The sequence below is a fragment of the Pedobacter jeongneungensis genome (assembly GCF_000633455.1).
GTDB lineage: Bacteria > Bacteroidota > Bacteroidia > Sphingobacteriales > Sphingobacteriaceae > Pedobacter > Pedobacter jeongneungensis_A.
This window is the reverse complement of record NZ_AYMG01000008.1, coordinates 114,624-140,057: the sequence shown is the minus strand read 5'-3', so window position 1 is coordinate 140,057 and position 25,434 is coordinate 114,624. Positions and strand designations below refer to the sequence as shown.

The 25,434-nt window shown below is 39.6% G+C and carries 21 protein-coding genes; 11 read left to right on the top strand and 10 right to left on the bottom strand.

Annotated features, from left to right (window positions below; translation table 11 throughout):
* Positions 1–302 precede the first annotated feature (302 nt).
* The 10 genes from spt (at position 303) to U859_RS0106985 (ending at position 11,435) form a co-directional block, all read left to right on the top strand.
* Positions 303–1,508: a serine palmitoyltransferase gene (gene spt / locus U859_RS0107030; RefSeq protein WP_025142708.1), complete on the top strand. Its 1,206-nt coding sequence runs from the start codon at positions 303–305 to the stop codon at positions 1,506–1,508.
* A complete protein-coding gene (locus U859_RS0107025; RefSeq protein WP_025142707.1) occupies positions 1,505–2,626 on the top strand; it encodes a hypothetical protein in 1,122 nt (373 codons plus the stop codon). Before spt ends, U859_RS0107025 begins: the two co-directional genes overlap by 4 nt.
* Positions 2,623–3,612, top strand: a complete 990-nt coding sequence (locus U859_RS0107020) for an NAD-dependent epimerase/dehydratase family protein (RefSeq protein ID WP_025142706.1) — start codon at positions 2,623–2,625, stop codon at positions 3,610–3,612. Before U859_RS0107025 ends, U859_RS0107020 begins: the two co-directional genes overlap by 4 nt.
* Positions 3,613–3,632: 20 nt before the next feature.
* On the top strand, positions 3,633–4,958 hold the full coding sequence (locus tag U859_RS0107015) for an inositol-3-phosphate synthase (protein ID WP_025142705.1): 1,326 nt from the start codon (positions 3,633–3,635) through the stop codon (positions 4,956–4,958).
* On the top strand, positions 4,958–5,413 hold the full coding sequence (locus U859_RS0107010) for a phosphatidylglycerophosphatase A (RefSeq protein ID WP_240183024.1): 456 nt from the start codon (positions 4,958–4,960) through the stop codon (positions 5,411–5,413). Before U859_RS0107015 ends, U859_RS0107010 begins: the two co-directional genes overlap by 1 nt.
* A gap of 4 nt (positions 5,414–5,417) precedes the next feature.
* Positions 5,418–5,792, top strand: a complete 375-nt coding sequence (locus U859_RS0107005; protein ID WP_025142703.1) for a GtrA family protein — start codon at positions 5,418–5,420, stop codon at positions 5,790–5,792.
* Complete coding sequence (locus U859_RS0107000; protein ID WP_025142702.1) at positions 5,793–8,336, top strand: DUF5686 and carboxypeptidase-like regulatory domain-containing protein; 2,544 nt, start codon at positions 5,793–5,795, stop codon at positions 8,334–8,336. It abuts the gene before it with no gap.
* Between the two features lie 10 nt (positions 8,337–8,346).
* Positions 8,347–9,636, top strand: a complete 1,290-nt coding sequence (locus U859_RS0106995) for a DUF4833 domain-containing protein (protein WP_025142701.1) — start codon at positions 8,347–8,349, stop codon at positions 9,634–9,636.
* A 241-nt stretch (positions 9,637–9,877) separates the two neighbouring features.
* A complete protein-coding gene (locus U859_RS0106990) occupies positions 9,878–10,498 on the top strand; it encodes a sterol desaturase family protein (RefSeq protein ID WP_025142700.1) in 621 nt (206 codons plus the stop codon).
* A gap of 1 nt (position 10,499) precedes the next feature.
* Positions 10,500–11,435: a phosphatase PAP2 family protein gene (locus tag U859_RS0106985; RefSeq protein ID WP_025142699.1), complete on the top strand. Its 936-nt coding sequence runs from the start codon at positions 10,500–10,502 to the stop codon at positions 11,433–11,435.
* A gap of 375 nt (positions 11,436–11,810) precedes the next feature.
* On the opposite strand, the gene U859_RS0106980 is transcribed toward U859_RS0106985, so the two are convergent.
* From U859_RS0106980 to U859_RS30315, 3 genes are all read right to left on the bottom strand, one after another.
* On the bottom strand, positions 11,811–12,512 hold the full coding sequence (locus tag U859_RS0106980) for a hypothetical protein (RefSeq protein WP_025142698.1): 702 nt from the start codon (positions 12,510–12,512) through the stop codon (positions 11,811–11,813).
* A gap of 580 nt (positions 12,513–13,092) precedes the next feature.
* On the bottom strand, positions 13,093–13,800 hold the full coding sequence (locus tag U859_RS0106975; RefSeq protein WP_025142697.1) for a LytR/AlgR family response regulator transcription factor: 708 nt from the start codon (positions 13,798–13,800) through the stop codon (positions 13,093–13,095).
* Complete coding sequence (locus U859_RS30315; protein ID WP_115684141.1) at positions 13,797–15,470, bottom strand: histidine kinase; 1,674 nt, start codon at positions 15,468–15,470, stop codon at positions 13,797–13,799. Before U859_RS30315 ends, U859_RS0106975 begins: the two co-directional genes overlap by 4 nt.
* A gap of 109 nt (positions 15,471–15,579) precedes the next feature.
* Here U859_RS30315 and U859_RS0106965 point away from each other — a divergent pair, with 109 nt between their 5' ends.
* Complete coding sequence (locus tag U859_RS0106965; protein ID WP_025142696.1) at positions 15,580–17,967, top strand: outer membrane beta-barrel family protein; 2,388 nt, start codon at positions 15,580–15,582, stop codon at positions 17,965–17,967.
* Between the two features lie 668 nt (positions 17,968–18,635).
* On the opposite strand, the gene U859_RS0106960 is transcribed toward U859_RS0106965, so the two are convergent.
* The 7 genes from U859_RS0106960 to U859_RS0106930 all read right to left on the bottom strand — a co-directional run bounded on the left by U859_RS0106960 (position 18,636) and on the right by U859_RS0106930 (position 25,432).
* Positions 18,636–19,010 (bottom strand): LytR/AlgR family response regulator transcription factor, encoded by a 375-nt coding sequence (locus tag U859_RS0106960; protein WP_025142695.1) that lies wholly within the window; start codon positions 19,008–19,010, stop codon positions 18,636–18,638.
* 100 nt (positions 19,011–19,110) lie between these two features.
* Positions 19,111–19,500, bottom strand: a complete 390-nt coding sequence (locus U859_RS0106955) for a hypothetical protein (RefSeq protein WP_025142694.1) — start codon at positions 19,498–19,500, stop codon at positions 19,111–19,113.
* 180 nt (positions 19,501–19,680) lie between these two features.
* Positions 19,681–20,949 carry a sensor histidine kinase gene (locus U859_RS0106950; RefSeq protein WP_025142693.1) on the bottom strand — a complete coding sequence of 423 codons (1,269 nt, stop codon included), beginning with the start codon at positions 20,947–20,949 and terminating at the stop codon, positions 19,681–19,683.
* Positions 20,933–22,306 carry a sigma-54-dependent transcriptional regulator gene (locus tag U859_RS0106945; RefSeq protein ID WP_025142692.1) on the bottom strand — a complete coding sequence of 458 codons (1,374 nt, stop codon included), beginning with the start codon at positions 22,304–22,306 and terminating at the stop codon, positions 20,933–20,935. Before U859_RS0106945 ends, U859_RS0106950 begins: the two co-directional genes overlap by 17 nt.
* A 20-nt stretch (positions 22,307–22,326) precedes the next feature.
* Complete coding sequence (locus U859_RS0106940; protein WP_240183023.1) at positions 22,327–23,511, bottom strand: ABC transporter permease; 1,185 nt, start codon at positions 23,509–23,511, stop codon at positions 22,327–22,329.
* Positions 23,512–23,524: 13 nt separating this feature from the next.
* Positions 23,525–24,757: an ABC transporter permease gene (locus U859_RS0106935; protein WP_025142690.1), complete on the bottom strand. Its 1,233-nt coding sequence runs from the start codon at positions 24,755–24,757 to the stop codon at positions 23,525–23,527.
* 9 nt (positions 24,758–24,766) lie between these two features.
* On the bottom strand, positions 24,767–25,432 hold the full coding sequence (locus U859_RS0106930) for an ABC transporter ATP-binding protein (protein ID WP_025142689.1): 666 nt from the start codon (positions 25,430–25,432) through the stop codon (positions 24,767–24,769).
* Between the last annotated feature and the right edge of the window lie 2 nt (positions 25,433–25,434).

Sequence of the window (25,434 nt, the reverse complement as noted above, 5' to 3'; positions counted from 1 at the left end):
TTATGTGGTTTTTAATGTGTTTTAGGCTGTTTTTAACTTTTTTACTATTTTATAATAAAAGTCAGAATGTCAATTGGTCAATTCATCTGAATGTCACAATTTGCCAATCCTACATTTTGACCAATATATCCCACGTTTGAACCTTTTTTAGGCTTCAATTCCGCGTTAAAATTGTGTTATCAAATCGTTTGGTTAATGCGGCTTTAATCTGTAGGGTCGGTTCCGGTTTCAACAGCAATATCGTAACGCAGTCCAGACTTTCAGAACAGGGTTTAAAAAACTGAAGAACAATAACGTTCAGTATGCGTAAAAAATTACAAGATAGAATTGCCTCTTTTAAGGATGCAGCTATGATAAAGGAAAAGGGATTGTATCCTTATTTCAGGTCGATAGAATCTGCCCAGGATACCGAGGTGGTGATCAACGGAAAAAAGGTACTCATGTTTGGCTCGAACTCCTATTTGGGGTTGACCAATCATCCCAAAATAAAGGAAGCAGCTAAAGCAGCCATCGAAAAATATGGTACAGGTTGTGCCGGATCAAGGTTTTTGAATGGTTCGTTAGATATTCACTTAGAATTGGAAAGCCGACTGGCCGAATATGTTGGCAAAGAGGCGGCTGTACTTTTTAGTACCGGTTTTCAGGTAAATTTAGGAGTAATATCCTGTTTGCTTGATCGTAATGATTACCTTTTGCTTGATGAATACGACCATGCTTCTATCATTGATGGAAGTCGTTTGGCTTTTGCGCGTACCATTAAGTATGCGCATAACGATATGCAGGATCTCCGCCGGAAATTGAGCCGTTTACCTGAAGATGCTGCTAAACTGATTGTTTCTGATGGCATTTTCAGCATGGAAGGTGATCTGGTTAACCTACCCGAAATGGTCGAAATTGCCAATGAGTTTGGCGCAAACATCATGATGGATGATGCACATAGTCTTGGTGTAATCGGTTTTAATGGTTCTGGAACGGCTTCACATTTTAACCTGAACGAAGAAGTTGACCTCATAATGGGCACTTTTAGCAAATCGCTGGCCTCATTGGGCGGTTTTATTGCCGGTAGTACTGAAACCATCGAATTCATTAAACACCGTGCACGCTCATTAATGTTTAGTGCCAGTATGCCGCCATCGGCTGTGGCGAGCGTAATTGCTGCGCTGGATATTATCGAATCGGAGCCGGAGCGCATTGATAAACTCTGGGACAATACCACTTATGCTAAAAAACTATTAACTGAAGCAGGTTTTGATATCGGGCACAGCAACAGTCCGATTATTCCGGTTTATATCCGCGATAATACCAAAACCTTTATGATCACCAATATCCTTCAGCAGAATGGTGTTTTCGTTAATCCGGTGGTTTCTCCGGCAGTGCCTTCCGATTCCTCTTTAATCCGGTTTTCTTTGATGGCAACACATAGCTTCGAACAGATTGAAACGGCCATTGAGCAATTAAGCGCTGCATTTAAGGCCGTTAACGTAGAATTAGTAGGAAGCCAATCATGAGAGAACTGATCAAGGTTTCTGATAAAAAAGCATTGGCGGCATTTGTCGATTTTCCGCATGAGCTGTATGCCGGCGACGTAAACTATGTGCCAGAACTATTTATTGCACAGCGCGATCTGCTTACTCCAGGCAAACACCCTTTTTACGAACACTCTGAAATTCAGCTTTTTTTGCTTTATGATGGAGGCAAGGTGATAGGACGTATTGCAGCGATCAACAATACCAATCACAATAAAGTGTACGAATCGAAGGATGGTTTCTTTGGCTTTTTCGACTGTATTAATGATGCAGCGGCAGCTAAACAACTTTTTGAGGCGGCACAGGAATGGTTAAAGGAAAGGGGATTGACCAAAGTTTTAGGACCGGTTAATTTTTCTACCAACGAAGTTTGTGGACTGCTGATTGAAGGTTTTGACGGTCCACCAGTGGCCATGATGCCATACAATGCCCAATATTATCTGCCGCTTTTGGAGCAAATGGGTTTCAGGAAAAATGTTGATTTAAGGGCTTACCGTTATACTGCTGGCACCTATAGCGATCGGTCGGTGAAACTGATGGGCAGGATAGAGGAGCGTTTGCAACGGAATGATATCATCCTTCGCAAAATCAACATGAAGAAATTCAAGGAAGAATGTAATGCGGTAAGGGAGGTGTACAACAAAGCATGGGATAAAAACCTGGGTTTTGTACCAATGACGGATAAAGAGTTCGATTATACAGCGAACGATTTAAAAATGATCCTCGATCCTGAATTTTGCATCCTTGCAGAGCAACATGGTAAAATTGTGGGTTTTGCATTGGCCATCCCGGATATCAACCAGATTCTGATCAAAATTAAACGTGGAAGGTTATTTCCAACAGGTTTGATCAAACTTTTGGCCAATAAAAAGAAAATCGACGGTATCCGTATTTTATTGTTAGGTGTGGTTGATGGATACCGTAAAATGGGGATTGAAGCCTGTTTATATGGCCGGATCATCAAACATTTTGAAGCCAAAAAAATGAAATATGCAGAGGCAAGCTGGACATTGGACCATAACGACCTGATCAATAAACCGATTGAAGATATTGGCGGAAAACTGTACCGCAAATACAGGATTTTAGAAAAAGCGATATGAAAAAGCGGGTTTTGATTACAGGGGCGACTGGTTTTGTGGGTTATCACCTGATTAAAGCTGCTTTGGCCAATGGGTTGGAAGTATATGCCAATGTGCGTAATAATGCAACTGCCGATCATCTTAAAGATTTTGAGATCAATTATCTAGATCTCGATTTCGAATCGATTTACCTGTTAAAAGAAAATATCGAAGAGAAAAAATACGATTATATCGTACATGCCGCTGCAGTAACCAAGGCAAAAAGTTTAGGCGATTACAATAAGATCAACGCAACATATACGAGGAATTTAGCAGTAGCAGCCTCTAAATCAACACACAACATTCAGAAATTTATATTTATCAGCAGTCTGGCGGCATTGGGCCCCTTAAAGCAGAAAAATGAAAGATTGACGGAAAAGAGTGCATCGAATCCGGTAACCCAATATGGCATTAGCAAAGCATTAGCAGAAACCTATCTGGCACAGGTTCCTAATCTGCCCTTAATCATATTCAGGCCCACGGCGGTTTATGGCCCACGTGAAAAAGATATTTTCATACTGATTAAAACCCTTAAAGCTGGACTGGAACTTTATATCGGCAAGCAGGAACAGGAATTGAGCTTTATATACGCTACTGACCTGGCTGGGGTAATCATCAAAGCACTTGCATCTGACGTAGTTGGTAAAGCTTACAATATATCAGACGGGGCCGTTTACAACCGGTCATCGCTTGCAAATTATGTAAGTAAAGCCTTAGGCAAAAAAACAGTAATGGTAAATGTACCGATACCGTTAATTAAAGGACTGGCTTGGGGAATGGAGCGCTTATATGGCGTATTTAATAAAATCCCTGCTTTAAATGTAGATAAGATAAAAGAACTCACCGCCTTAAACTGGGGCTGTGACATCAAAAATATTCAGAACGATTTTGGTTTTGTTCCTCAGTTCGGGTTAGAACAGGGCGTAAATGAAACCATTAACTGGTACCGAAAAAACAATTGGTTATAAGATTTTAAATAAAAATTAGCATGAAACAACAAGTAAAAGCAGCTGAAGGTAAGCTGGGAATATTAATGCCAGGATTAGGCGCTGTAGCTACAACCATGATTGCCGGAGTTGCTGCCATTAAAAAAGGCATATCAAAACCAATCGGTTCGTTAACGCAGATGGGTACTATCCGTTTGGGTAAAAGAACAGAAAAAAAAGAGCCAAAAATTAAGGACTTTGTACCTTTAGCCAATCTGGAAGATTTAGTATTCGGTGGCTGGGATGTGTACGAAGATAACGTGTACGAAGCTGCATTAAACGCCCGTGTATTGGATGCCAACCTTTTGCGCGATGTGCGTGAAGAGTTACAGGCCATTAAACCGATGCGCGCCGCTTTCGATAGAAACTACGTAAAAAATCTTGATGGTAAATATGTAAAAGATATCGATAACCGTTACGAACTGGCTTTAGCCGTAATGGAAGATATTAAGAACTTCAAAGCTGCAAACAACTGCGACCGTATTGTATTAGTATGGTGCGGTTCTACCGAAATTTATTTCGAGCCATCAGAAGTACACGAATCACTTGCTGCATTTGAGCAAGGTTTAAAAGACAACGATCTTCGCATTGCGCCAAGTATGATTTATGCATATGCTGCATTAAAATTAGGTATTCCATTCGCTAACGGAGCGCCAAACTTAACCGTAGATATTCCTGCATTAATTGAGCTGGCTAAAGAAACCGATACGCCAATTGCAGGTAAAGATTTCAAAACTGGTCAGACTTTAATGAAAACCATTTTAGCACCAGGTTTAGCCGCACGCTCATTAGGGGTAAACGGTTGGTTTTCTGATAACATTTTAGGTAACCGAGATGGTTTAGTGCTCGACGATCCGGATAACTTTAAAACCAAAGAAGTATCCAAATTGGGTGTGCTGGAAGATATCTTTAAGCCAGAAGTTAACCCGGATTTATATGGCGATATGTACCACAAAATCAGAATTAACTATTATCCGCCTCACGGTGATAACAAAGAAAGCTGGGATAACATCGATATTTTTGGTTGGTTAGGCTATAAAATGCAGATCAAAATCAATTTCCTTTGCCGCGATTCTATTTTAGCTGCACCGATTGTATTGGATCTTGCTTTGTTTATCGATCTGGCCAAACGTTCAAATATGTCGGGCATACAAGAATGGTTATCATTCTACTTAAAATCGCCACAAACGATCCCTGGCGTACCAGCAGAGAACGACATTTTTAAACAATTAATGAAACTTCAGAATACCTTACGCTACATCATGGGTGAAGAGTTGATCACGCATTTAGGTCAGGATTACGAAGAAGAACTGATAGAAACGGTATAGTGTTTATCCACAAATTTCTTTCAACGGCTCTGGGAATTGGGTACATCGGCAAGGGTGCAGGTACTTATGCTGCAATAGCAACCTGTATCTGCTGGCACCTTTTCCAGAGCCCCTATAGTAACCCATATTTATGGCCGGTGCTTTTCACTATGCTGATCGTGATGATTGGGGTGATGAGTGCCGATCGGGTAGAAGAGATTTGGGGAAAAGACCATAACAGGGTAGTGATTGATGAAGTGGCAGGAATGTGCATTACCCTGTTATTTGTGCCTTTAAAATGGCAATATACCCTTATCGGACTTGTTCTTTTTAGGTTTTTTGACATCCTTAAACCCTTTTATATCCGCAAACTCGAAGAGCTTCCGGGCGGTTGGGGCGTAATGGCCGATGACGTACTCGCAGGAATTTATGCGAATATTCTTCTTCAGCTGGTGGTGGTTTTTGATTTTTTTTAGATACATGCTTACCTTCCTAAAAGCACAGGCATCTTCCTTAATGGCTTCAGCAACCGATTTTGGTATCACCATCATTGCCGTAAATCTTTTTGGATTATGGTACCTGGCAGCAAGCATTATCGGGACCATTTCGGGAGGAGTGGTTAATTTTTTTGTCAACCGTAAATGGGTCTTCCAAAGCCGGTCGAAAGAAGTGAAAGGACAGGTATTCAGGTACATTTTAGTATGGGCGGGCAACCTGGCCATCGTTACCGCGGGCGTGTTTATTTTTACCCATTTTTTTAATCTCAATTACGTACTCGCTAAAGTAGTGAGCTCGGTTTTAACCGGCATCAGCTACAATTATATCATGCAAAGGCAGTTTATTTTTTCAAGTTAAATGAAACCTATCTATTCGTTTTTTTTATTTCCGTTACTCGCTCTTATGGTACAGGTACATGCTTTTGCCCAAAGAACTGTAGTTTCCGGAACCGTGCGCGATGCCGTAACCAAAGAAACACTGCCCAATGTCTCCGTTTTTTTTAAGGATACCCAAATTGGTACACAGACCGACGTAAATGGGAAATATACAATCGTTTCGCCTAACCCGCAGAGCGAACTAAGTTTCAATTACGTGGGTTACCGAACCGTTTTCAAAAATGTTGTGCCTTCTGCTACGCAGGAATTTGATGTGGCCTTAGTGCCTGATGCAAGGGCCCTGGATGAGGTGATTGTTGTGGGTGGCAAAAAAGTACGATACCGCAATAAAGATAACCCTGCTGTCGAACTTATCCGTCAGGTTATAGCCCATAAAGATGAAAATCGCATCAAAAGTTATAATACCGCATCTTTCAGGCAATATGAGAAGATGCTGTTCAGCCTGAGCAATGTTTCGGATAAATTTAAGAACAAAAGAATGTTCAGGAATTATCAGTTTTTGTTTCAGGAACAGGATTCGACTTTAATCGGTGGAAAAAACCTGTTGCCGGTATACATTCAGGAAAAACTGGCCGATAATTACCTCAGTAAAAACCCCGAAAAGAATAAAACCATTGTAATTGGCGAAAAACAGGTTCAATTTGATAGCCGTTACATCGATAATAAAGGGTTGAAAACTTATTTTGACCGGATGTACCAGGACATTGATATCTATAAAAATAATATCTCGGTCATCAGTAACGAATTTTTGAGTCCTATTGCCGATGGTGCACCTTCTTTTTATAAGTTTTTCATTACCGATACCATTAAAACACAGAAACCTGAAATTATAGAACTGTCTTTCACCCCCCGTAATACTGGTGATATGCTGTTCGAGGGAAAGATTTATGTTACCAATGATAATCACTATGCCGTTACCGGTGCTTCATTTGGGGTAAACAAGAACATCAACCTCAACTTTGTGCGTGCACTTAAAATCGACCTTGATTTTGAAGCCAACGATAAAGGTAAATACAGCTTAAGCAAAAGTAATTTATTGGCCGATTTCGGTATCGGTAAAACCAAAGGTATAGGCTTTACAGGCGAACGTACGGTTACTTTTAAAAATTACCAGTTCGATACGGCTTTGCCCGATACTATTTTTCAGGGAAAAAGCACCGTGGTACTGGCCGATGCTGCTAAAAGAAACGACCAGTTCTGGGATAAAAACAGGCTAGATACCATCTCCAAAAACCAGCTGAAAATTTACGGCAACATCGATACCTTGCAGAATCTGCCTTCTTTTAAACGCACGATGAAAATCGTAACCCTTTTATTTGCAGGTTATCAGAATTTGGGTCCTTACGAAATCGGCCCGGTAAATACTTTTTACAGTTTTAACAATGTAGAAGGTTTAAGGTTGCGTGTGGGAGGAAGAACAACGCCCGAGTTGAGCAAGCGTTATTATTTCGAAAATTACGTGGCTTATGGTATTAAAGATGAGAAATGGAAGTTTTTCCTTTCGGGTACCTATTCGCTGAACAATAAATCTATATACGAGTTTCCTCAGAATTACATCAGGGCCAGTTTTCAACGCGATACCAAAATCCCAGGGCAGGAACTCCAGTTTGTGCAGGAAGATAACTTTTTATTATCCTTTAAAAGAGGAGTAAACGATATGTTGCTCTACAACGATTTCTATCGTTTAGATTATGTAAAGGAGTTTGAAAACCACTTTTCTTATAACCTGGGCTTTAAAAAATGGAGCCAGACTCCGGCTGGCGGATTGAGTTACCTAAATGAAAATAATCAGTTGGTGAACCGCTTAACCACCAGCGAAGTTTCACTACAGTTAAGGTATGCACCAAATGAAAAATTTTATCAGGGAAAAATATACCGTGTGCCCATTGCCGATCGTTATCCGGTGTTTAATTTACGCTATACCGCAGGTTTAAAAGGTGTTTTGGGTGGCGAATACAATTACCATAACTTATTGGGAAGTATCGATAAACGCTTTTATTTATCGCAACTGGGTTATAGCGATGTAACCCTGGAGGGCAGTTATATTGCCGGCAAAGTGCCTTTCCCGTTATTAGATATTCACCGTGCCAACCAAACTTATGCTTATCAGCTCAACTCATACAACCTGATGAACTTCCTTGAGTTTGTGAGTGATCATTATGTGAGCATCAATATAGACCATAATTTTAATGGTTTCTTTTTTAACAAAGTGCCTTTGCTCAAACGTTTGAAATTAAGGGAAGTGGTATCATTTAAAGCATTATATGGCGGTTTGAGAAACGAGAATAATCCGAATTTCCAATCAGGTTTATATCAATTGCCGGTTTATGAAAATGGTTCACAAAGAACTTATGCACTGGGTAATGATCCCTATATGGAAGGCAGTGTTGGGGTAGGTAATATTTTTAAACTATTAAGGGTCGATCTGGTAAGACGTTTCAATTACCTCAACAATCCTGAGGTTTCGGAATGGGGAATAAGGGCAAGGGTAAAATTTGATTTTTAAAAAATATGCAATGGAAACAAAATTAAGGGATAGCCTCCAGCAGGGCATATATAAAGTAATCAATCCTTTTGTAAAGGGCTTGATTAAAATAGGTTTAACGCCTAATATGGTAACCACCATTGGATTGATCCTGAATATCGGTGTGGCCGTCATTTTTGTACTGGGAGCCGAAAAATCAAACCGCGGCGATATGTCGTACATTGGTTGGGGAGGAGCATTGGTGCTTTTTGCAGGTTTATTCGATATGCTCGATGGTCAGGTGGCCCGTTTGGGGAACATGAGTTCGAAATTTGGGGCTTTGTACGATTCGGTGCTCGATCGTTATAGCGAAATGATTATGTTTTTGGGTATCTGTTATTATCTCGTGGCACATCATTACTTTTTAAGTTCTTTGTTTGCCTTTATCGCCCTGATTGGTTCGATGATGGTAAGTTATACCCGCGCAAGGGCCGAAGGTTTGGGCGTAGAATGTAAAGGTGGTTTAATGCAGCGGCCAGAACGGGTGGTCACCATTGGTGTTTTCGCTATTGCCTGTGGCGTTGCCGGGCACTTTATCGGTGGCGATTATAAAGTTTATGTGCCGGGTATATCCTTCCATGTTTTTGAAACAATGTCGATTTTTACCTTGCCAATTACCATCATGGCTTTATTAACCAACATTACAGCCGTTAAACGTTTGCAGGAAGCTAAAAAAGGTTTGGAAGCCCAGGAATTTAACGAAAGAAAAGGAAATAATAAGGCCGCTTTAATTGCCGGACTGGTTTTGATGACCAGTTTAAGTGGCATGCTTGCTTTCAATGCGAATGCGCAGGGAAGCGACCCTTCGCCGATTACTTTTCCAACACCAAAAGACATCAGCAACCAACTGTTTTATTTACAGCGTGATCCGAATACCAATACGATTATCTGCCAGTTAAATGTAGACAAACACGGAGTAGTGAATAAAGATCAACCTGTAAATGTGTTTTGGATGCGTTATGGAGATAATGGCGAGAAGAAAGATTTAAGTTATATCCAACGGAAATTTGCCTATGGCATTATCAGCAAAGATTTAGGCAATGGTAATTTCGAACTTCGCTTTACCTCGCATAAAAAACTGCCAATGTACCTGAATAAATCGGGCGCAGATAAAAAATACCATGTTTTTGCAACGATTAACAATAAAAAAATGCAGTTGGAGCGGATATTCCTGCGGATTGAAGGAGGTACCTTCTGGTTTCCAAATGTAAAATATGTAGAAATAAGAGGTTACGATGTTTCGGAGCCTTCGAAAGTATTGATTGAAAGGATAAAGGTGTAGTGGAGGGGAGCGCTAAGTGTTTTGCGGATGGCGTTTTGCGAGTGGCGTCCCCACCCAGTTCGTTATTTCGAGCGGAGGGTACCCATGCTGTCATTCTGATCCGATAGCTATCGGATGCAACGGAGAACCTTTTGATATAGGATTGGGTTCCGTGTTTCATCGGTTAGGGATTCTTCACTGCGTTCAGAATGACAGGAGAAAAAAGAGCGCAGTCAAAGACCACTTAAAAATAATTTACCAAATGAAAAAGAATTTTGTTTCAAATTCTACCGCATCCATCAGGATGTTCAAAAATGATTTTTTAGAAAGCTTATCTAAAGTACGGTTTTATGTGCCGTTAATTGTTTATGTGCCTGTTATTGGTTTTCTGTTTTGGAAAGCATTGGCAGAAATACAAATGCCGGTTTTAAATTTTGCAGGCTGGTTTCTGCTTGGCCTGGCCATCTGGACCATTACCGAATACATCCTGCACCGTTATGTTTTTCATTTCGAACCAGATGTGGAGTGGGGAAAGAAAATTCACTTTATTTTTCATGGCGTACATCACGATTACCCCAATGATGCCAAAAGGTTGGTGATGCCACCTTCTGCCAGCATCCCAATGGCTTTAGGCTTTTACTTTCTCTTCGATTGGATATTGCCTGTAACAACCGTTTATCCATTTTTCTCGGGATTTATGATCGGTTACCTCTTTTACGATATGGTACATTATGCACTTCATCATGCTAATTTTAAAAGCGGTTTCTGGAAAAAGTTAAAACATCACCACATGCTTCACCATTATTCAGATTCGACAAAAGGGTATGGGGTAAGCTGGACTTTCTGGGATCACATTTTCAGATCGAATTTTGATAAAAAATAATATGCAGCAAGAAGTTTTGCTTAAAAACAGTTTTTATAACCTTCGTAATGTGTATTTCACCACTGCCATTTCGATCGGCTACCTTTTGCTGTCGGCACTGTTGGTGGGTTTCAAAACCGATCAGCTGGTGCTGATTTTTATTTTTAACAGCCTGTTTTATATCTCGGCCGGAACAAGGCGTTTTATCCTCGGTTTTTCGATTTTCATTGTATATTGGATCTTGTTCGATTACATGAAGGCTTTTCCGAATTACCTGTTTAATACCGTTCACATCAAAGATTTATATGAACTGGAGAAAAGCATTTTCGGCATCAATTATAATGGAATAAAACTTACACCAAACGAATATTGGAAACTGAACAGCATCACATTTTTAGATGTACTTACCGGCCTTTTTTACCTGATGTGGGTGCCTGTTCCCCTGGCTTTCGCTACCTACCTGTTCTTTAAAAACAAAGCGCAGTTTGTCCGGTTCTCGCTCACTTTTGTTTGGGTAAACCTGTTGGGTTTTGTGGTTTATTATGCTTTCCCCGCAGCACCGCCCTGGTATGTGCAACAACATGGATTTGAGTTTATAGCCAAAACTCCTGGTAATACTGCTGGTTTGGCCCGGTTCGATCATTATTTTAACATCACGCTTTTTCAGGGGATATACAGCAAAGGTTCTAATGTATTTGCAGCCATGCCGTCACTTCATTCTTCCTATCCGGTAATCGTTGCCTATTATGGTTTGAAAAACAGGTTAGGGAAGATCAACATCTTTTTCTTTGTTGTAATGATTGGAATCTGGTTTTCGGCCGTTTATACCAGTCATCATTATACGCTGGATGTACTTGCCGGGATAAGTTGTGCTGCGATTGGTATCATCAGCTTCAATTATCTGGTTAAGAATACCAGACTAAAAGACTTTATCGGGTATTTTGTTAAAAGGATATAATAATGATGGAAGACGGGAAATGTAAGATGGACGATGGGCTAGTCCGAAATTTAAGCAAACAGTACAAAAAACAAAGCCTTTCTTTATGCTCTTGATTTCTTAATGGTAAATTTCCGATAATCAGAAGACGAGGTTCAGGGAAATGACAAAAGATTCTTATTGCCTTCGTGTCTTGATAGTTAATGATAGAAAATGTGAAGTGGCTAATAGTGCCTTATAATCAAAACTTTCATACCTATGGTTGCAAAGGGGACGATTAAAGTTTCTTGTCATTCTGAGTGCAACGAAGAATCTTTTGCAATGAGGTATAGGTTCTATGTTTATCGGTTGCAGATTCTTCATTGCGTTCAGAATGATAGTAATTAATCCGAAATTCTACGAACCTACTTTAAGATAAACATTTGGTTGATTCCTGGTTTCTTCGTTATCACGAACGGCAATAATATGATGGGCCTTTGCAAAATAATAAAACTCTACACTTGCTATAAGAATCAAGGTATAGCCAAAAAGTTCTAAAGATTCTTCCGAAACATTTTTTACATCACGTGTATATTGTGCTTCCATCACCGCCATCCAGAATATCTTTCTCCCGTATAAACGTGCAAAAATATAAGTTGTAAATATGCCAGACAGGAGAATGCCGAAGGAGAATTTAGAAACAAAATCGTTCATGTTGGAGAGGAAAATATCTTTCTTCCTGTAAATTAGAAACGCAGCTAATATCAATAAGCTAAATGCAGCTGTTTGCCAGGCACCGTCGTAAATGTGTTCATCTAAAAGCGCGTCCTGTTCTCTGATTAGCGAAGCAAATGTAAAGGCAAACAATCCAAAGGCCAGTGGGAACATCGATTTGTATTTGAATGAAACACGCAGGTAAATTAACGAACAGGCCAATAGGATGATACTTTGAACCGCTTCTACCACAGAATCTTCAGTAAATTTGCTTTGTCCCATTTCATGCTTAACATTCCATTTTAAGAATTCGGCAGCAAGGTAAATGATTACACCATATACAATAAATCTGATAATAGCTGTTTTGAAGCCTTTTGAGCTGGGTTTTATAGTTTTCTTTAACATATTTAATACAATTTATGCTTTGCTGGAACGCAAGCAGACTGCGCTGTTTACACTCATCTGAATAGTGTAAAAGCGAAAGCAAAAATCGTTTTCTAAGTATTGTCTTGAAAGGTCTAAAACTCCTATAAATTAGTCAAAATGTATGAATGGGGCATGTTTACAATCTAATGGCAATTATGATGGAAGATGTAAGATGGAAACCAATGACTAATAGCAATCTCCTATAAAAATCTTAATGATCTTAACTCCTTAATGGTAAAAGAGTCTGAAAGTCGGTAGACCGAAGTCCAAAGACAAATCGCATATCAACAGCTAATTTTTCTTAATGATCTTAACTCCTTAATGGTAAAAGAGTCCGAAAGTCGGGAGACCGAAGTTCGAAGACAAATCGCATATCAACAGCTAATTTTTCTTAATGTTCTTAACTTCTTAATGGTAAAATAGTCTGAAAGTCGGGAGACCGAAGTCCGAAGACAAATCGCATACATGGACCATTCAAAAACTTCTTAATTTTCTTAATTCCTTAATGTTCAATAATTTTTTGTGCTTTCGTGTCTTTGTGGTTAATAATAGTGACTAACTAATCTATATGCTTTTCAAATTGCTGTCTAAAATCCTTATAACGCGATCTCCCAATTGGTAATACTTCTCCGTTTTTGAGCTGTAAATTGTACCTGCTGCCAGATGAAACCAGAATCCGATCGGCCTGTACAATATTAATAATATAAGATTTATGGATACGTTCAAAACCGGTTGGCAGGATTTTTTCAAGTGTATCCAGTCCTTTATCATGTAATTCTTTTGTGCCATCTAAAAGATTGATTTCGCTATATATCCCTGCGCCTTGAATATATGCCACCTGATCAAGCTCAATCAGCTTTATACTTCCGGTTTTCCTTACCGATAAATAACGGATCGAATTGTTGTTTTCTTTTTTTAGGTTAACCGCCCGGTTGAGCGCAAGAAAGAGCCGCTCACGGTCAAAAGGTTTTGGTACAAAATCCAATACACCAAGCTCAAATGCCCGGAGTGCGTTTTCGGTATTGGCCGATACCACAATGGTTTGAAAAGATCTCGATGTCATGGTGCTCAGTACCTCAAAACCATCGCGTCCGTTAAGGTTTAAGTCTAACAATAAAATGTTTATTGTTTCATTTTCTAAAAAATCTATTCCTTTTTTTAACGAATCAATAATGCTTATCGTAGCATTTCCTTCGAAAAAATCGTTGGTCATGCGTTCAATTCTTCGCGCAATCCGCGCCTCATCCTCAATAATCAGTATCCTCATATTGTTGTATCTGAAAGGGTGATTTTACTGATCCAGCCTTGGTTTGATGCCGATGAACTGAAAGTCCACCTGCCCGGATAACTCTCTTCCAGTCTTGCCCTGATGTATTTAAAGCCTCCGCCACCAATCCGCTCATCTGAAAGTTCCCTGTTTTCGCCAATGGTTTCAAAAACATATTCCTTGAGGTGTAGATCTTCACTGTATGTTAGCCTGAATTTCATCGTGCCATCTTGATAGGGTGCATTGTGAGTAATTCCGTTTTCCAGTAAAGTGTGAATGATCGCCGGAGGTATCAGTTCATCATCCTTTATCCCAAAATCTTCCCATTGATAGGCAATTTCTTTTCTAAACCCCATTACTTTTAGGTGCATCTGGCACAGCGAAATTTCCTGGCGGATAGGGATCAGGCTTTCTTCAGCTATTTTGTTCATGATGTCGAATTCAGTGGCAAGTGCCTGAATAAATTCGGCCCCTTGTTTAGGCGAATCTTCCACCCAATCCATCAGCGAGGTAAGCGTGTTTTTGATAAAATGTGGTTGTATGTTCTTTTTGATTAGCTCCAACTGCAGACGTGAGGAAAGCAATAGCGAAGATTCGTGCGCCAGTTCAATTTCCCGCATTTTGATGGTGTGGAGATAAAGCATCGCAAATACAATAAAAGTATAAAAGATAAAAATGCCAAAATCGTAAACCAGGTAGCTGTTCATCACCGTGCTGGCAAGCATGCCCGCCAGCACCAAAAAACTTCCCTTTTCTTTTCTGTAAATGGCTTCTAAAACGATGATCATTGTGGTAATCCACATCGCGAAGCTGTAGTATCTGGCCGAAATATCATAATGTCCGTAATGATAAATATAGATCGAAACTAGGGTTAAAAGCAGTGCCGAAAGCAATAATAATTTCCTTTTCAGCCTGAATTGGATACTGAAATATAGCGGAACCAGTATTGATATCGAGAAGGTTAACCATCCGATAATTTCCAGACGGACGAAAAACTGCGGATAGGGGATTTCGATATAATATTTAATGTACTCCATAATCAACAGCGAAAAGAACAGGAGACAGATTATCGAGAATATGAGTATCGGGTAAGACCTTTTATGACTATTGAAATACAGAAAAGCATAATAAAAGAAGGCGATAAAAAATGCCCCGGCCATGATAAACATCAGCGATGAGATAATCAAAGGTATTTTAATCAGGTTGATATAAGTATCCAGTTTGAGGCCTATGCCACGTTGTAATTTAGGGTAACTGAATTGGGTAGTACGTAAAGCCACCGTATGTAAACCCAGCTGCGAAAGCGAATCGGGGAGGAGGAAATATTGACATTCTGTTCCTGGAATCTCTTGTTTATTTATTGAGCCCGGTTTTCCGTTATTTCCGATTTTTACACCATCCCAATAAATTTCATAAGCGCCAAATGCATCCACTTGAAGCCCTAACCGCCCGCCAGCGTTGGAAATCAGTTTTACATTGGCCCTTACCCAAAAGATATTTTTACCCGTAAAACCTCGGTCTATCTTCCATCCTTTTTGATCCAGGTTTTTAGCCGACCATTTAATACTGTCGCCTGTTTTAAAAACAGGATCAAATTCATCATAAAATACCTGCCGCTTGCACGAAGTACATAATATAGCGAGGAAGAGCATAAAGTAGACAGGTTTCATAGATCAAAAGTAGTATAAAGATAATCCCTGTTGGTGCATTTCAAAAGGATATAGAGCCGTTCACATGTTTTTTTATCAATCTGGTATTTCCGCATGCTAATCTTGCAGCATGAAACACATCGTTACGCTTTTATTCTTAAGTTTTTATACCACGGTTTTGTGCTTTGCACAGGCACCAAAGCATACTGTAAATGGGCAGATCAAAGAACGCTCAACTAAAACTGAAATCCCTTTTGTAACCCTGGTTATTGTTGATGGGCAAGGTAAGAATCTCGTTTCAGGAATGGCCGATGAGAAGGGGAGATTCTCGCTCACCTTTTCAGGTGCAAATGAAGTGACTATTCAGTTTAGTTTTATGGGTTATGCAAAATTAACCAAGGCATTGATTTTGGCGGAGGGAAAAACAACAACCGATTTGGGAACCATACTGATGGAACCCGATCCTACTTTGTTAAAAGAAGTTTCCGTTACTTCAGAGAAGTCGGCAATCAGTTTAAAACTCGATAAAAAAGTGTTCGAAGTAGGGAGAGATATCCTTTCGCAATCGGGATCAGTATCAGAATTGCTTTCTGGCGTACCTTCGGTTAGTGTAGATCCGGGTGGTGCCATAAGTTTACGCGGAAACAGCAGTGTATTGGTGCTGATTAATGGCCGTCGTTCGGGATTAACCGCAGGTGGGGCACTCGAGCAGGTTGCTGCCGATCAGGTTGAGCGGGTAGAAGTGATTACCAATCCATCATCACGGTACGATGCCTCTGGCTCTGCAGGAATCATTAATATCGTATTAAAGAAAAATAAAAAAAGTGGCTTTAACGGGCAGATCAGGCTTGTTGGCGGTACCCCTAATGAAACGCGGGTTTCGCCCAGTTTGAATTTTAAATCCAATAAAATCAATCTTTTTTCTACCATTGGGGTACGTTTCTCGGATTATGTAGGGCTTTACACCACCAATCAATCGGTAAGACAGAACGGAACTTCGGTTTTGCTTAACCAAAGGCAGGACGAAAACCGCCATGATGATGGGAGAATGGCCTATTTCGGAGCAGATTATCAACCCGATAGCCTAAATACCATTACCCTGGCCTATCTGTTAAATGCAACTAAAGATCATGATAAAACAAGGTTAGGTTACGATTATTCGATAATGGGTGCCGGATTAGATAGTGCACTTCATAGAAATGGAGAATCGTGGGAGCGGAGAAACTATAACCAATTAGAGTTTAATTACACCCGACTTTTTAAGAAACCAGGGAAAAAACTCACAGTAGATATGCAATATGATTTTTGGAACAGTGATAAAGATTGGAACCTCTCTACCCAAAAAACGGCACCTGCATTACAGGAACTGCCACAAATCCGCACCAGCTCAATTGGCTCTAACCGTGATTTTGCCGCGCAAAGCGATATGACCATTCCAATAGATAGTAATGCCGTGCTCGAATATGGTATTAAAGGTGAAAACAGAAGCGTAAGCAGTGATTTTCTTGCTCAGAGTGAAACTGCAACTGGATGGGCAACCATCGATGGCATTGACAATGGGGTAATTTATAATGAATTAATTGGGAGTGGTTATATACAACTGAGGAATAAAACAGGCCATTTTTCCTATCAGCTTGGTTTGAGGGGTGAATATACAAGGGTTAAAATAGCCGATAGAAACAATGCTTACGATAACCTTAAAAATTATTTTAAACTTTTTCCTACCGTGCATCTTAGCTACGAGGCCGTAAAAGGAACTACTTTACAATTGAGTTACAGCAGAAGAATTAACCGTCCGGCATTGAACGATCTTTATCCCTTTAACGAACTTACCGATTTTAATTCGCGTTATGTGGGTAATCCTGAGCTTAATCCTTCTTATGCAGACGTTTTCGAACTTGGATTGCTTACTCATCTTGGTACTTTAACCGTAAATCCATCAGTATATTACCAGCACCAAACAGGCTTAATGATCGATTACAGTTACCGTGAAAACGGACTTTTTATCTCTACTCCGGTTAATATCGACCTGGAACAGCGATCGGGTATAGAACTTTCCCTGCTTTATAATCCGTATAAATGGTTACAGATGAACATGGAATTGAATGCCTATAGGTTTCGTCAGGAAGGGTTTTACAGCAGTCAGGATTTTGCATTTTCTGGCCATACCATTACGGGTAGGTTTGGTACACAGGTAAAATTGCCCGGTAAATCGAGTGTACAATTGCGTTATAATTTCTCAGGCCCGCGCGATGCTGCTCAAAGTAAAAGGAAGGCCATTCATGGGATAGATCTGGGGCTGGCACAAAATTTCTGGAAAGACCGTGCAAGCCTGCTTTTCGATGTAAGCAACCTGTTCGAACTTAGGAAATTCTCCACTACAACAACCGGACAAGATTTTACAGTCTCTCAAGTAAGCATTCCTAATGGTGCAAGATATCGGTTAACTTTTGTATACCGCTTAAACCTAACTGGAGACCAAGGTGTAAGACAGGCAAAAAGTGGCAACAGAAATTAAACAGGCATTTTGTTTGCATTAATTATTGTACAATTCAACGTTTATCTTGAAAAAGATAAACTCACTAGGGACAAAAGGCCGCGGATGCGGCCTTTTTTACATATTATAGAAAAAAAATCTTATTGTAATGTTAATGTTTTGATAAAAGTGTGGTGTGGAATTTAATATAAATGGGGAAAAAATTCCCCATTTTTTTCCGTGAACCGGAGAGAAAGTGATTGCGTTTTAATAAAAAAAATATTTTTTGCTAATAAAGCTTTAAAAGCTCATGTTTGACGCTGTATCAGTTCAATTAACTTAATAAAAAGAGGGTACTTGGTATATCCCTGTACTTTTCCCCTCTTTTCGCAATAACTGGTACTATCTTAAAAAGATAGTGTGAAATAAAGAGTCATCCCTTACTCATTTGATTTCAACAGTTAACGCCTGATGATCAACGCTCTTAATGATCTGCTGTAAACTTACTTCAAGGTTGATTATGATAAAATGAACAATAGTTAAATAGGCAGTTTTACTCCATGAGTGGATGAAATAATTCGGTGAAGGATTAGGCGCTTTTCGGCTTAATGGAATAGTTGTATTTGCAAACCATACGTTAACTGGCTGGAAAGAAAAATGCCCGGATAGATTTTTATTGGCTGGGTTTTAGGATGATTTAGGGGCTGTTTTTAGCGGGTTTTGGAAATTAACTGGTTTACTGCATCGTGAAATGTTCTGAAATCAACTGGTTTAACCAATAATTTATCGCCATTTACTAAATCGCTGATGGCGTATATACTGTGCGAACTGATGAATACGATAAATTTTACATTGTTTCTGAGCATTCGGGCAATGTCGAATCCGGAAACATCCATTTCAATGTCTAAAAAAAGGAAATCGACCTGCTGGTAATGTTTAAAAGCGGCCATGGCATCTACCGGACTTGTAAAGCTTCCCACTAATTTAAGATTTTCGATATTGGAGATATAACGTTCTATAATCTTGATCATAATGGCTTCATCATCTAAGATTACACAGTTGTAAGGTACGTTTGAGGTATTCATATCCTATTCTTTTGTTGTGCGGGCATAGCCCTAAAAGAACTGATTTTCTTTAATGTTAATTTAAGCAATAAGCTTCAGAATATGAACTCCAATTAACGATTTAAGGTTTTAACGGAGAAGACTTAAAATAGTGGTCGACGATGGTGAGCAGGCAAAAAACGAACAGGCCACCCATAAGCGAAGCCACTATATCAAATACATCAAAAGTTCTGCCTGCTATCAGTGGTTGGGCAAGTTCATAGAAAACCATAATACAACAGCCCATTGAACTCATTTTTAATGAACTTTCGTTTTCTCCCTTAACCACGGTATAAATCAATGTGATAAGCACAACCGCTATAAAATTTGGAATGGAACCAGCCAATATAGAATCATGACCATAATGTTTAAAAAGATAAGCCCTGAAACCCAATTCCATGCAAGCCGTTGCTGCCAAAGCTAAAACCAATAAAATCAGATGTACTTTTTTACGCTTCGAAATTGCATTCATTCGACTATTCTTTTTTTATCCAAATAAGATGATGAAAGATGTGGAATGTTACAATTGGCTAAAGCAATCTTTACTGCAGGAATTTCAAACAATAAAGATTTGAACGATATAAGAAATTTAAGCTTCATATAAGCGCTTATATTTTTATACAGTGGAAGCAATTAATTGATATTTAATTGGTTAAGGTGCTAATTTAATTTCGAATTGTGTATCGTTTGGTTTTACAGTTTTTAATGAAAATTCAAAACCGTGGTTCAACAAAATCTCACGCACAAGGGTAAGACCAATGCCCTGGCCGTCCTTTTTGGTGCTAAAAAACGGACTAAACAATTGTTCAGTATCCTGCTGCGAAATGCCTTTTCCCGTGTCTGAAATTGTGAGGGAGCGTTGCAATTGATCTAAAGTGATCTTTATCAAACCTGTATCTCCAATGGCTTCAATTGCATTTTTAACAATATTGATCAAAGCCTGCTCCATCTGTTCTGCATCAGCAAAGATAAAATAGGGCTCTTGGTGCAGTTCAATCTTAATTGTGATGTTTTTTTCGTTTGCAGGATAATGCATTAACTCGGATACCGATCTGATCAACGCCACAAGGTCTGTTTTCTTTCGGTTAGCTTCTGGCAGTTTAACAAGGTCGGCAAAATTGCGCATAAATACATTCAGGTTCTGGTTGCGGTCTACAGCCACTTTCATTGCATTTTTCAGGGCAGCATCATCATCGTTTAACCAAAGGTTTTGTTGTGATAACGCGGTGTTGATGATGGAATTTACCGGGCCAACGGTATTATTTACTTCGTGTGCCATCATCCTGATTACCTTGCTGTAAACACTTTTTTCTGCGGCGAAAATCTCAGCGGTTACTTCTTCGAGCATAATGAAAATACGCTCAAAACCTCGATCAATAAACCTCGATTTTTGTATTTTGTAAGTGTGCAGCCCATTGGTACGCAGTGTTTTAGAACTGCCGGTTTTCATGCCCTGAAGCTGGTTTTTAAGCAAATTCGGATTATCGGCCAATATTTCAGTTGCCTTTGGATTGATCTGTTTAATATGCCCGTCGTAGTCCAGTATAATAATGCCTGTTGGCGAAGTTTGCACCAGTTTTTCGAGAAAGAAGTGCTGTTCCTGCTGTTTGGTACGTTCCGTTCTCAGCTCGTCGATCATCCGGTTGTACACATCCACCAGTTCATCCACTTCTTTTTTGCCCGTTAGAAGAAATTTAACATTAAAATCTTTATCCTTTATGGCCGAAATACCCTGCCGCAAATAGGTGAGGGGTGCAATTAACTGTTTATATAAACTGAGTGAAATGAGGATCGAAATGATAATAAATACCTCTGTTAGTAGAAAAATGAGCTTATTTTCTTTAAAAATGAAATAACTCATCACCAGACAGGTGAGGTGCAGTATTACTAAGAAAAGGATGTACTTAGTCTTCAGTTTCATTAAAAGGGATTTGATATTTTTCTAACCTGCGGTATAAGGCGTTTCTGGTAATGCCTAAAGATGCTGCGGCCTTGGTAATCCTGTTTTTATGAAAATTCATGGCCTGTTTAACCATTTCGGCTTCCATCTGATCTAAAGTCATTGTGCCTACGCCTGGCAGTTTTACTTTTTCATTTTTCTGTGGAGATAAATTTAACTGCGATTGGAAATCATCAATGCCCAGTTCGTTTTTACTGCTGATCAGTACCGTACGCTCTACCAGGTTTTTTAATTGCCTGATGTTGCCGGGTAAAGGCAGTTGTTGCAGCCAGCGCATGGCCTGCGGCGATATCGATAAATCAGGGCGGTTGTAAATCTCTTTCATATTCTTAATAAAGAAATTAACCAGCAGCGGAATATCTGATGAACGTTCCCTTAAAGCAGGCAAATGGATGGTAATTAAATTGATCCGGTATAACAAATCTTCCCTGAACAGGCCGGAAGCAACCATTTCGTTCAGGTTTTTATTGGTGGCACAAACTACGCGGGTATCAACGGTTTTAGTACGGCTGCTGCCCAATACTTCGTAGGTTCGATCTTGTAATACCCTTAACAGTTTAACCTGACTTGAGGCTTCCAGATCGCCAATTTCATCTAAAAATATGGTTCCCTTATTGGCCATTTCGAAACGGCCTGTTCTGTCAAAACGGGCATCGGTAAAGGCACCACGCACATGGCCAAACATTTCGCTCTCAAAAAGAGAAGAAGAAATACCACCAAGATTTACTTTAACAAATGGTTTGTTGATGCGGTTACTGTTCTCGTGGATGGCTTCGGCAATCAGTTCCTTGCCTGTGCCACTTTCGCCGGTAATGAGGATGGAGGCATTGGTAGAGGCCACACGTCCGATGGTTTCAAGAATGGATAACAGTCCCGGATCCTCACCAATAATTTGTTTAAAATTGTATTTTTTATCAAGTTCTTTTCTGCTTCTGGATATTGCTTTTTTACCGTTCAGCTGCAATAAAGTATCTACCGACTGCAGTACATAATCATTATTCCAGGGTTTATTGATAAAATCGTTGGCACCGAGTTTCATGCCCTGTACTGCCAGTTCGATACTGGCCCAGCCCGTAATTAAAATAACAGGTAAAGCGGCATCATAGGCTCTTATTTTTTTGAGCAGCTGCATGCCTTCTTTTCCAGAGGTATCAATAGAAAAGTTCAGATCCAGCACAACAAGTTCAGGCTTTTGGGTTTTAACTGCCTCAAAAGCCTGAGCCGGACTATCTACAGTAACAATTTCATTTCCAGTGCTTTTTAAAAGAAGTGAAAGTGAAGTTCGTACCGCTATATCGTCATCAACAATTAATATCATATGCGAAGTTAAGATAAGTATTATTCTTCATGCAATGCAATGGCAGGGTGGATGCCTGCGGCCTGTTTGCCAGGGTACAAAGAGCAGAATAAAACCAGCAGATAGATAAATAATATAGATAACAACATGGCAACAATATAAACGCTTGCAGGAATGTTGAAAACGCTTAGCAACGGAAATTGAATAGCAAAGAAACAACCTACAATTAACGACATGGTTGCCAATATCATTGCTTCCAGCACGAGTTGGTAAGATACCGAACGGCCGCTTGCACCGATGGCCCTGCGCAAACCGATTTCTCCTTTTCTTTTATTGATATTATACCACAATACACCAAACAAGCCAAGTGCCACATTAATGATCAGAAAAGTGGCGATGATGATAAAAATAACCATCGGAATAATGGTTTGTCTGTTTCTCGTATCACGCATTTCATCTACGTGTTGTATTTCTATTGCACTGTGTGTGGTGGTTGCCATAAATTTATAAAGCCCGCTTTCGAATGTTGCATCGGCATTTGGACGTACTTTGATTAAAAGTGTGCCTGTCCATCTTAAATAACCTGTATCTAAACGGCTAAACACGGCATTGTTTCCCGGCTGGAAATCGCCATTTGCTTTAATATCCGCAACAACGCCAATCACTTTTAACTTGTTTTTATCGTCAAAATCGCCAATCAGTTTGCCTGCAGCTTTTTGGCTGCCGAACATCTCATTTTTCAAAGTTTCGTTAATAATTACGCCTTTATCTTTACCAACAGCATCTTCCGGTAAAAACCACCTTCCTTCGAGCAATGGAACATTCCATACCTTTTGATAATCATCGCCTACCATAAAGTTACTTACACGATCAAATTTCCGCCTGTTTTGTGTTAAACCTGTACTCATAAAACTATCAGAGTAGGGATAATTCGAACTGGAAAAAGTCACATTTTCGATTTGAGGCATGGCCTTTAATGATTTGGTGAGGTTATCATAAAAAATAACCAGCGAATCACGGTCTTTTGGGAGCTGACGATTTCCATACGAAACCGACCAAACCCTCTTGTAATCAAAACCAAGTGGTTTGGAATAGTTTTGATAATAATAGGTGAGGTAAGAAAAAACGGCAAATATGACCAGAAAAGAAATGAGGATTTCGGAAAGGAAAAGGAAGTTCTGTTTCCTTTTGTTCCATATCAATTTAAATAAGTGTTTAAACATCATAATATCTTTTAATTTAGGCTTTAAGTGCTTTCACTACATTCAGTTTCGACATCCTCCAGGCCGGATAAACGCCAGAAATCAATCCGAAAAATACGCAGGCAAGGAAACTATAGCACAGTACAGAGAAATTCATAGTGAGGTTTATGTTTGAGAGAAAATTTGTTTCATTAATGAATGCAATCACCAGCAGTGAAAGGATTACACCAATAAATCCACCTAGAAAGGTCAGGATCATGTTCTCTACAATAAACTGGTAAACCAATGTTTTGGAGGAGGCGCCAAATGCTTTACGGACACCAATTTCTGATGAACGTTCCATAATCCTGGTGATGTTGATGTTAACCAGATTGATGGTTGGAAGCAGCAAAAACAGCAACACGAATCCGCCGGCCATAGTAATCACTTTTGTAACTGCGCCATTTGTCGAATCGCCTCCAATTCTCCTGCTAATGCTGGTGAAAAATGGATCAGCGTTACAGTACAGTTTATCAAAATCTTTGGGGATTGGCACTTTTTTCACCATTTGGTCGAATTCCTTTTTCAGTTTAGGAACGTCTGCTTTACTTTTTGCCAGCAGAATAGCATTATAATTACCCATTATATTTTGATTGTCGCGGTTATCTTTCGAAAGGCTATAAGGTAAATACATGTCTCCACTAAAATTGCGGACGGTTTCTGATACGTTTTCAACCACTCCAATAACCCGGTAATTGATATTGTCGGCAGAAATGTATTTGCCTACAACCGATTTTTCATCACCAAAATAGGCCTTTTTTGTTTCTTCAGATATTACCGCCACTAACTCCGCATTGTCTATTTCCTTTTGCGAAAATGCTTTCCCTTCCAGAAATTTATATTCGAGTATATGCCAGTAACCGGCATTGGTGTATTGATAATTGATGACCAGTTTCTTATTGTTTACATAGGCATTTGATGCTTTAGCACTGGAAGTAATGCCCATTTTTTGGAGGTTTTTTAAGGTGGCTACGTAATGTTCCAAAAAATAAACTGAAACATTACTGCTATTCATCCAGCCTTCTTTGGAGTTTTTGATTTCAATTCTTTCTATATATAACGAGCGGTCTCTTTTATAATCAGGGTAATCCGGGCTAATCATTTTATCCACGAGTGCCGTAACCACCATCAAAATGGTGAGTGTGAAGCTAATCCCAAACAGGCTGATGAAGGTGAAGAACTTTCTTCGCTTCAGTACAGCTATGGCTATTTTAAAGTAGTTTTTTAGCATAATTTTAGCTTATTGAACTTGTGAACCATCAAATAAACGCACCAGTCGGTGTGTTTTATGTGCCATACTTTCATCGTGCGTAACCATTACAATGGTTGTACCTTCATTTTTATTCAGGTTAATGAGGATATCCATAATTTCATTTCCCATTGCACTATCCAGGTTTCCTGTTGGTTCATCGGCCAAAATAATCTGCGGATTGCCCACAATGGCCCTTGCAATGGCTACACGTTGCCGCTGACCGCCCGAAAGCTGTGTAGGAAAATGTTTTAAACGGTTGCTCAATCCAACTTTTTCTAAAGCTGCGGTAGCGAGCATTTTACGTTCTTTGGCCGATGAATTACGGTATAATAAGGGCAGTTCTACATTATCAAGTACCCGTAAATCGTTAATAAGGTGATAACTTTGAAAAATAAAACCCAGCTTCTGGTTTCTGAATTTGGCCAGTTTTTGGTCTGAAAACCGGCTGATATCCTGCTCATCAATGCTAATGTTCCCTTTAGAAGGCTCATCCAATAAGCCCATAATGTTAAGGAGTGTACTTTTGCCACAGCCAGATGGCCCCATAATGGAAAGAAACTCACCTTTTGCAATATCAAGACTGATCCCATTGATGGCGAGTGTTTCTACCGTATCGGTACGGTAAACTTTTTCAATATTTTGTAAGCGTATCATAA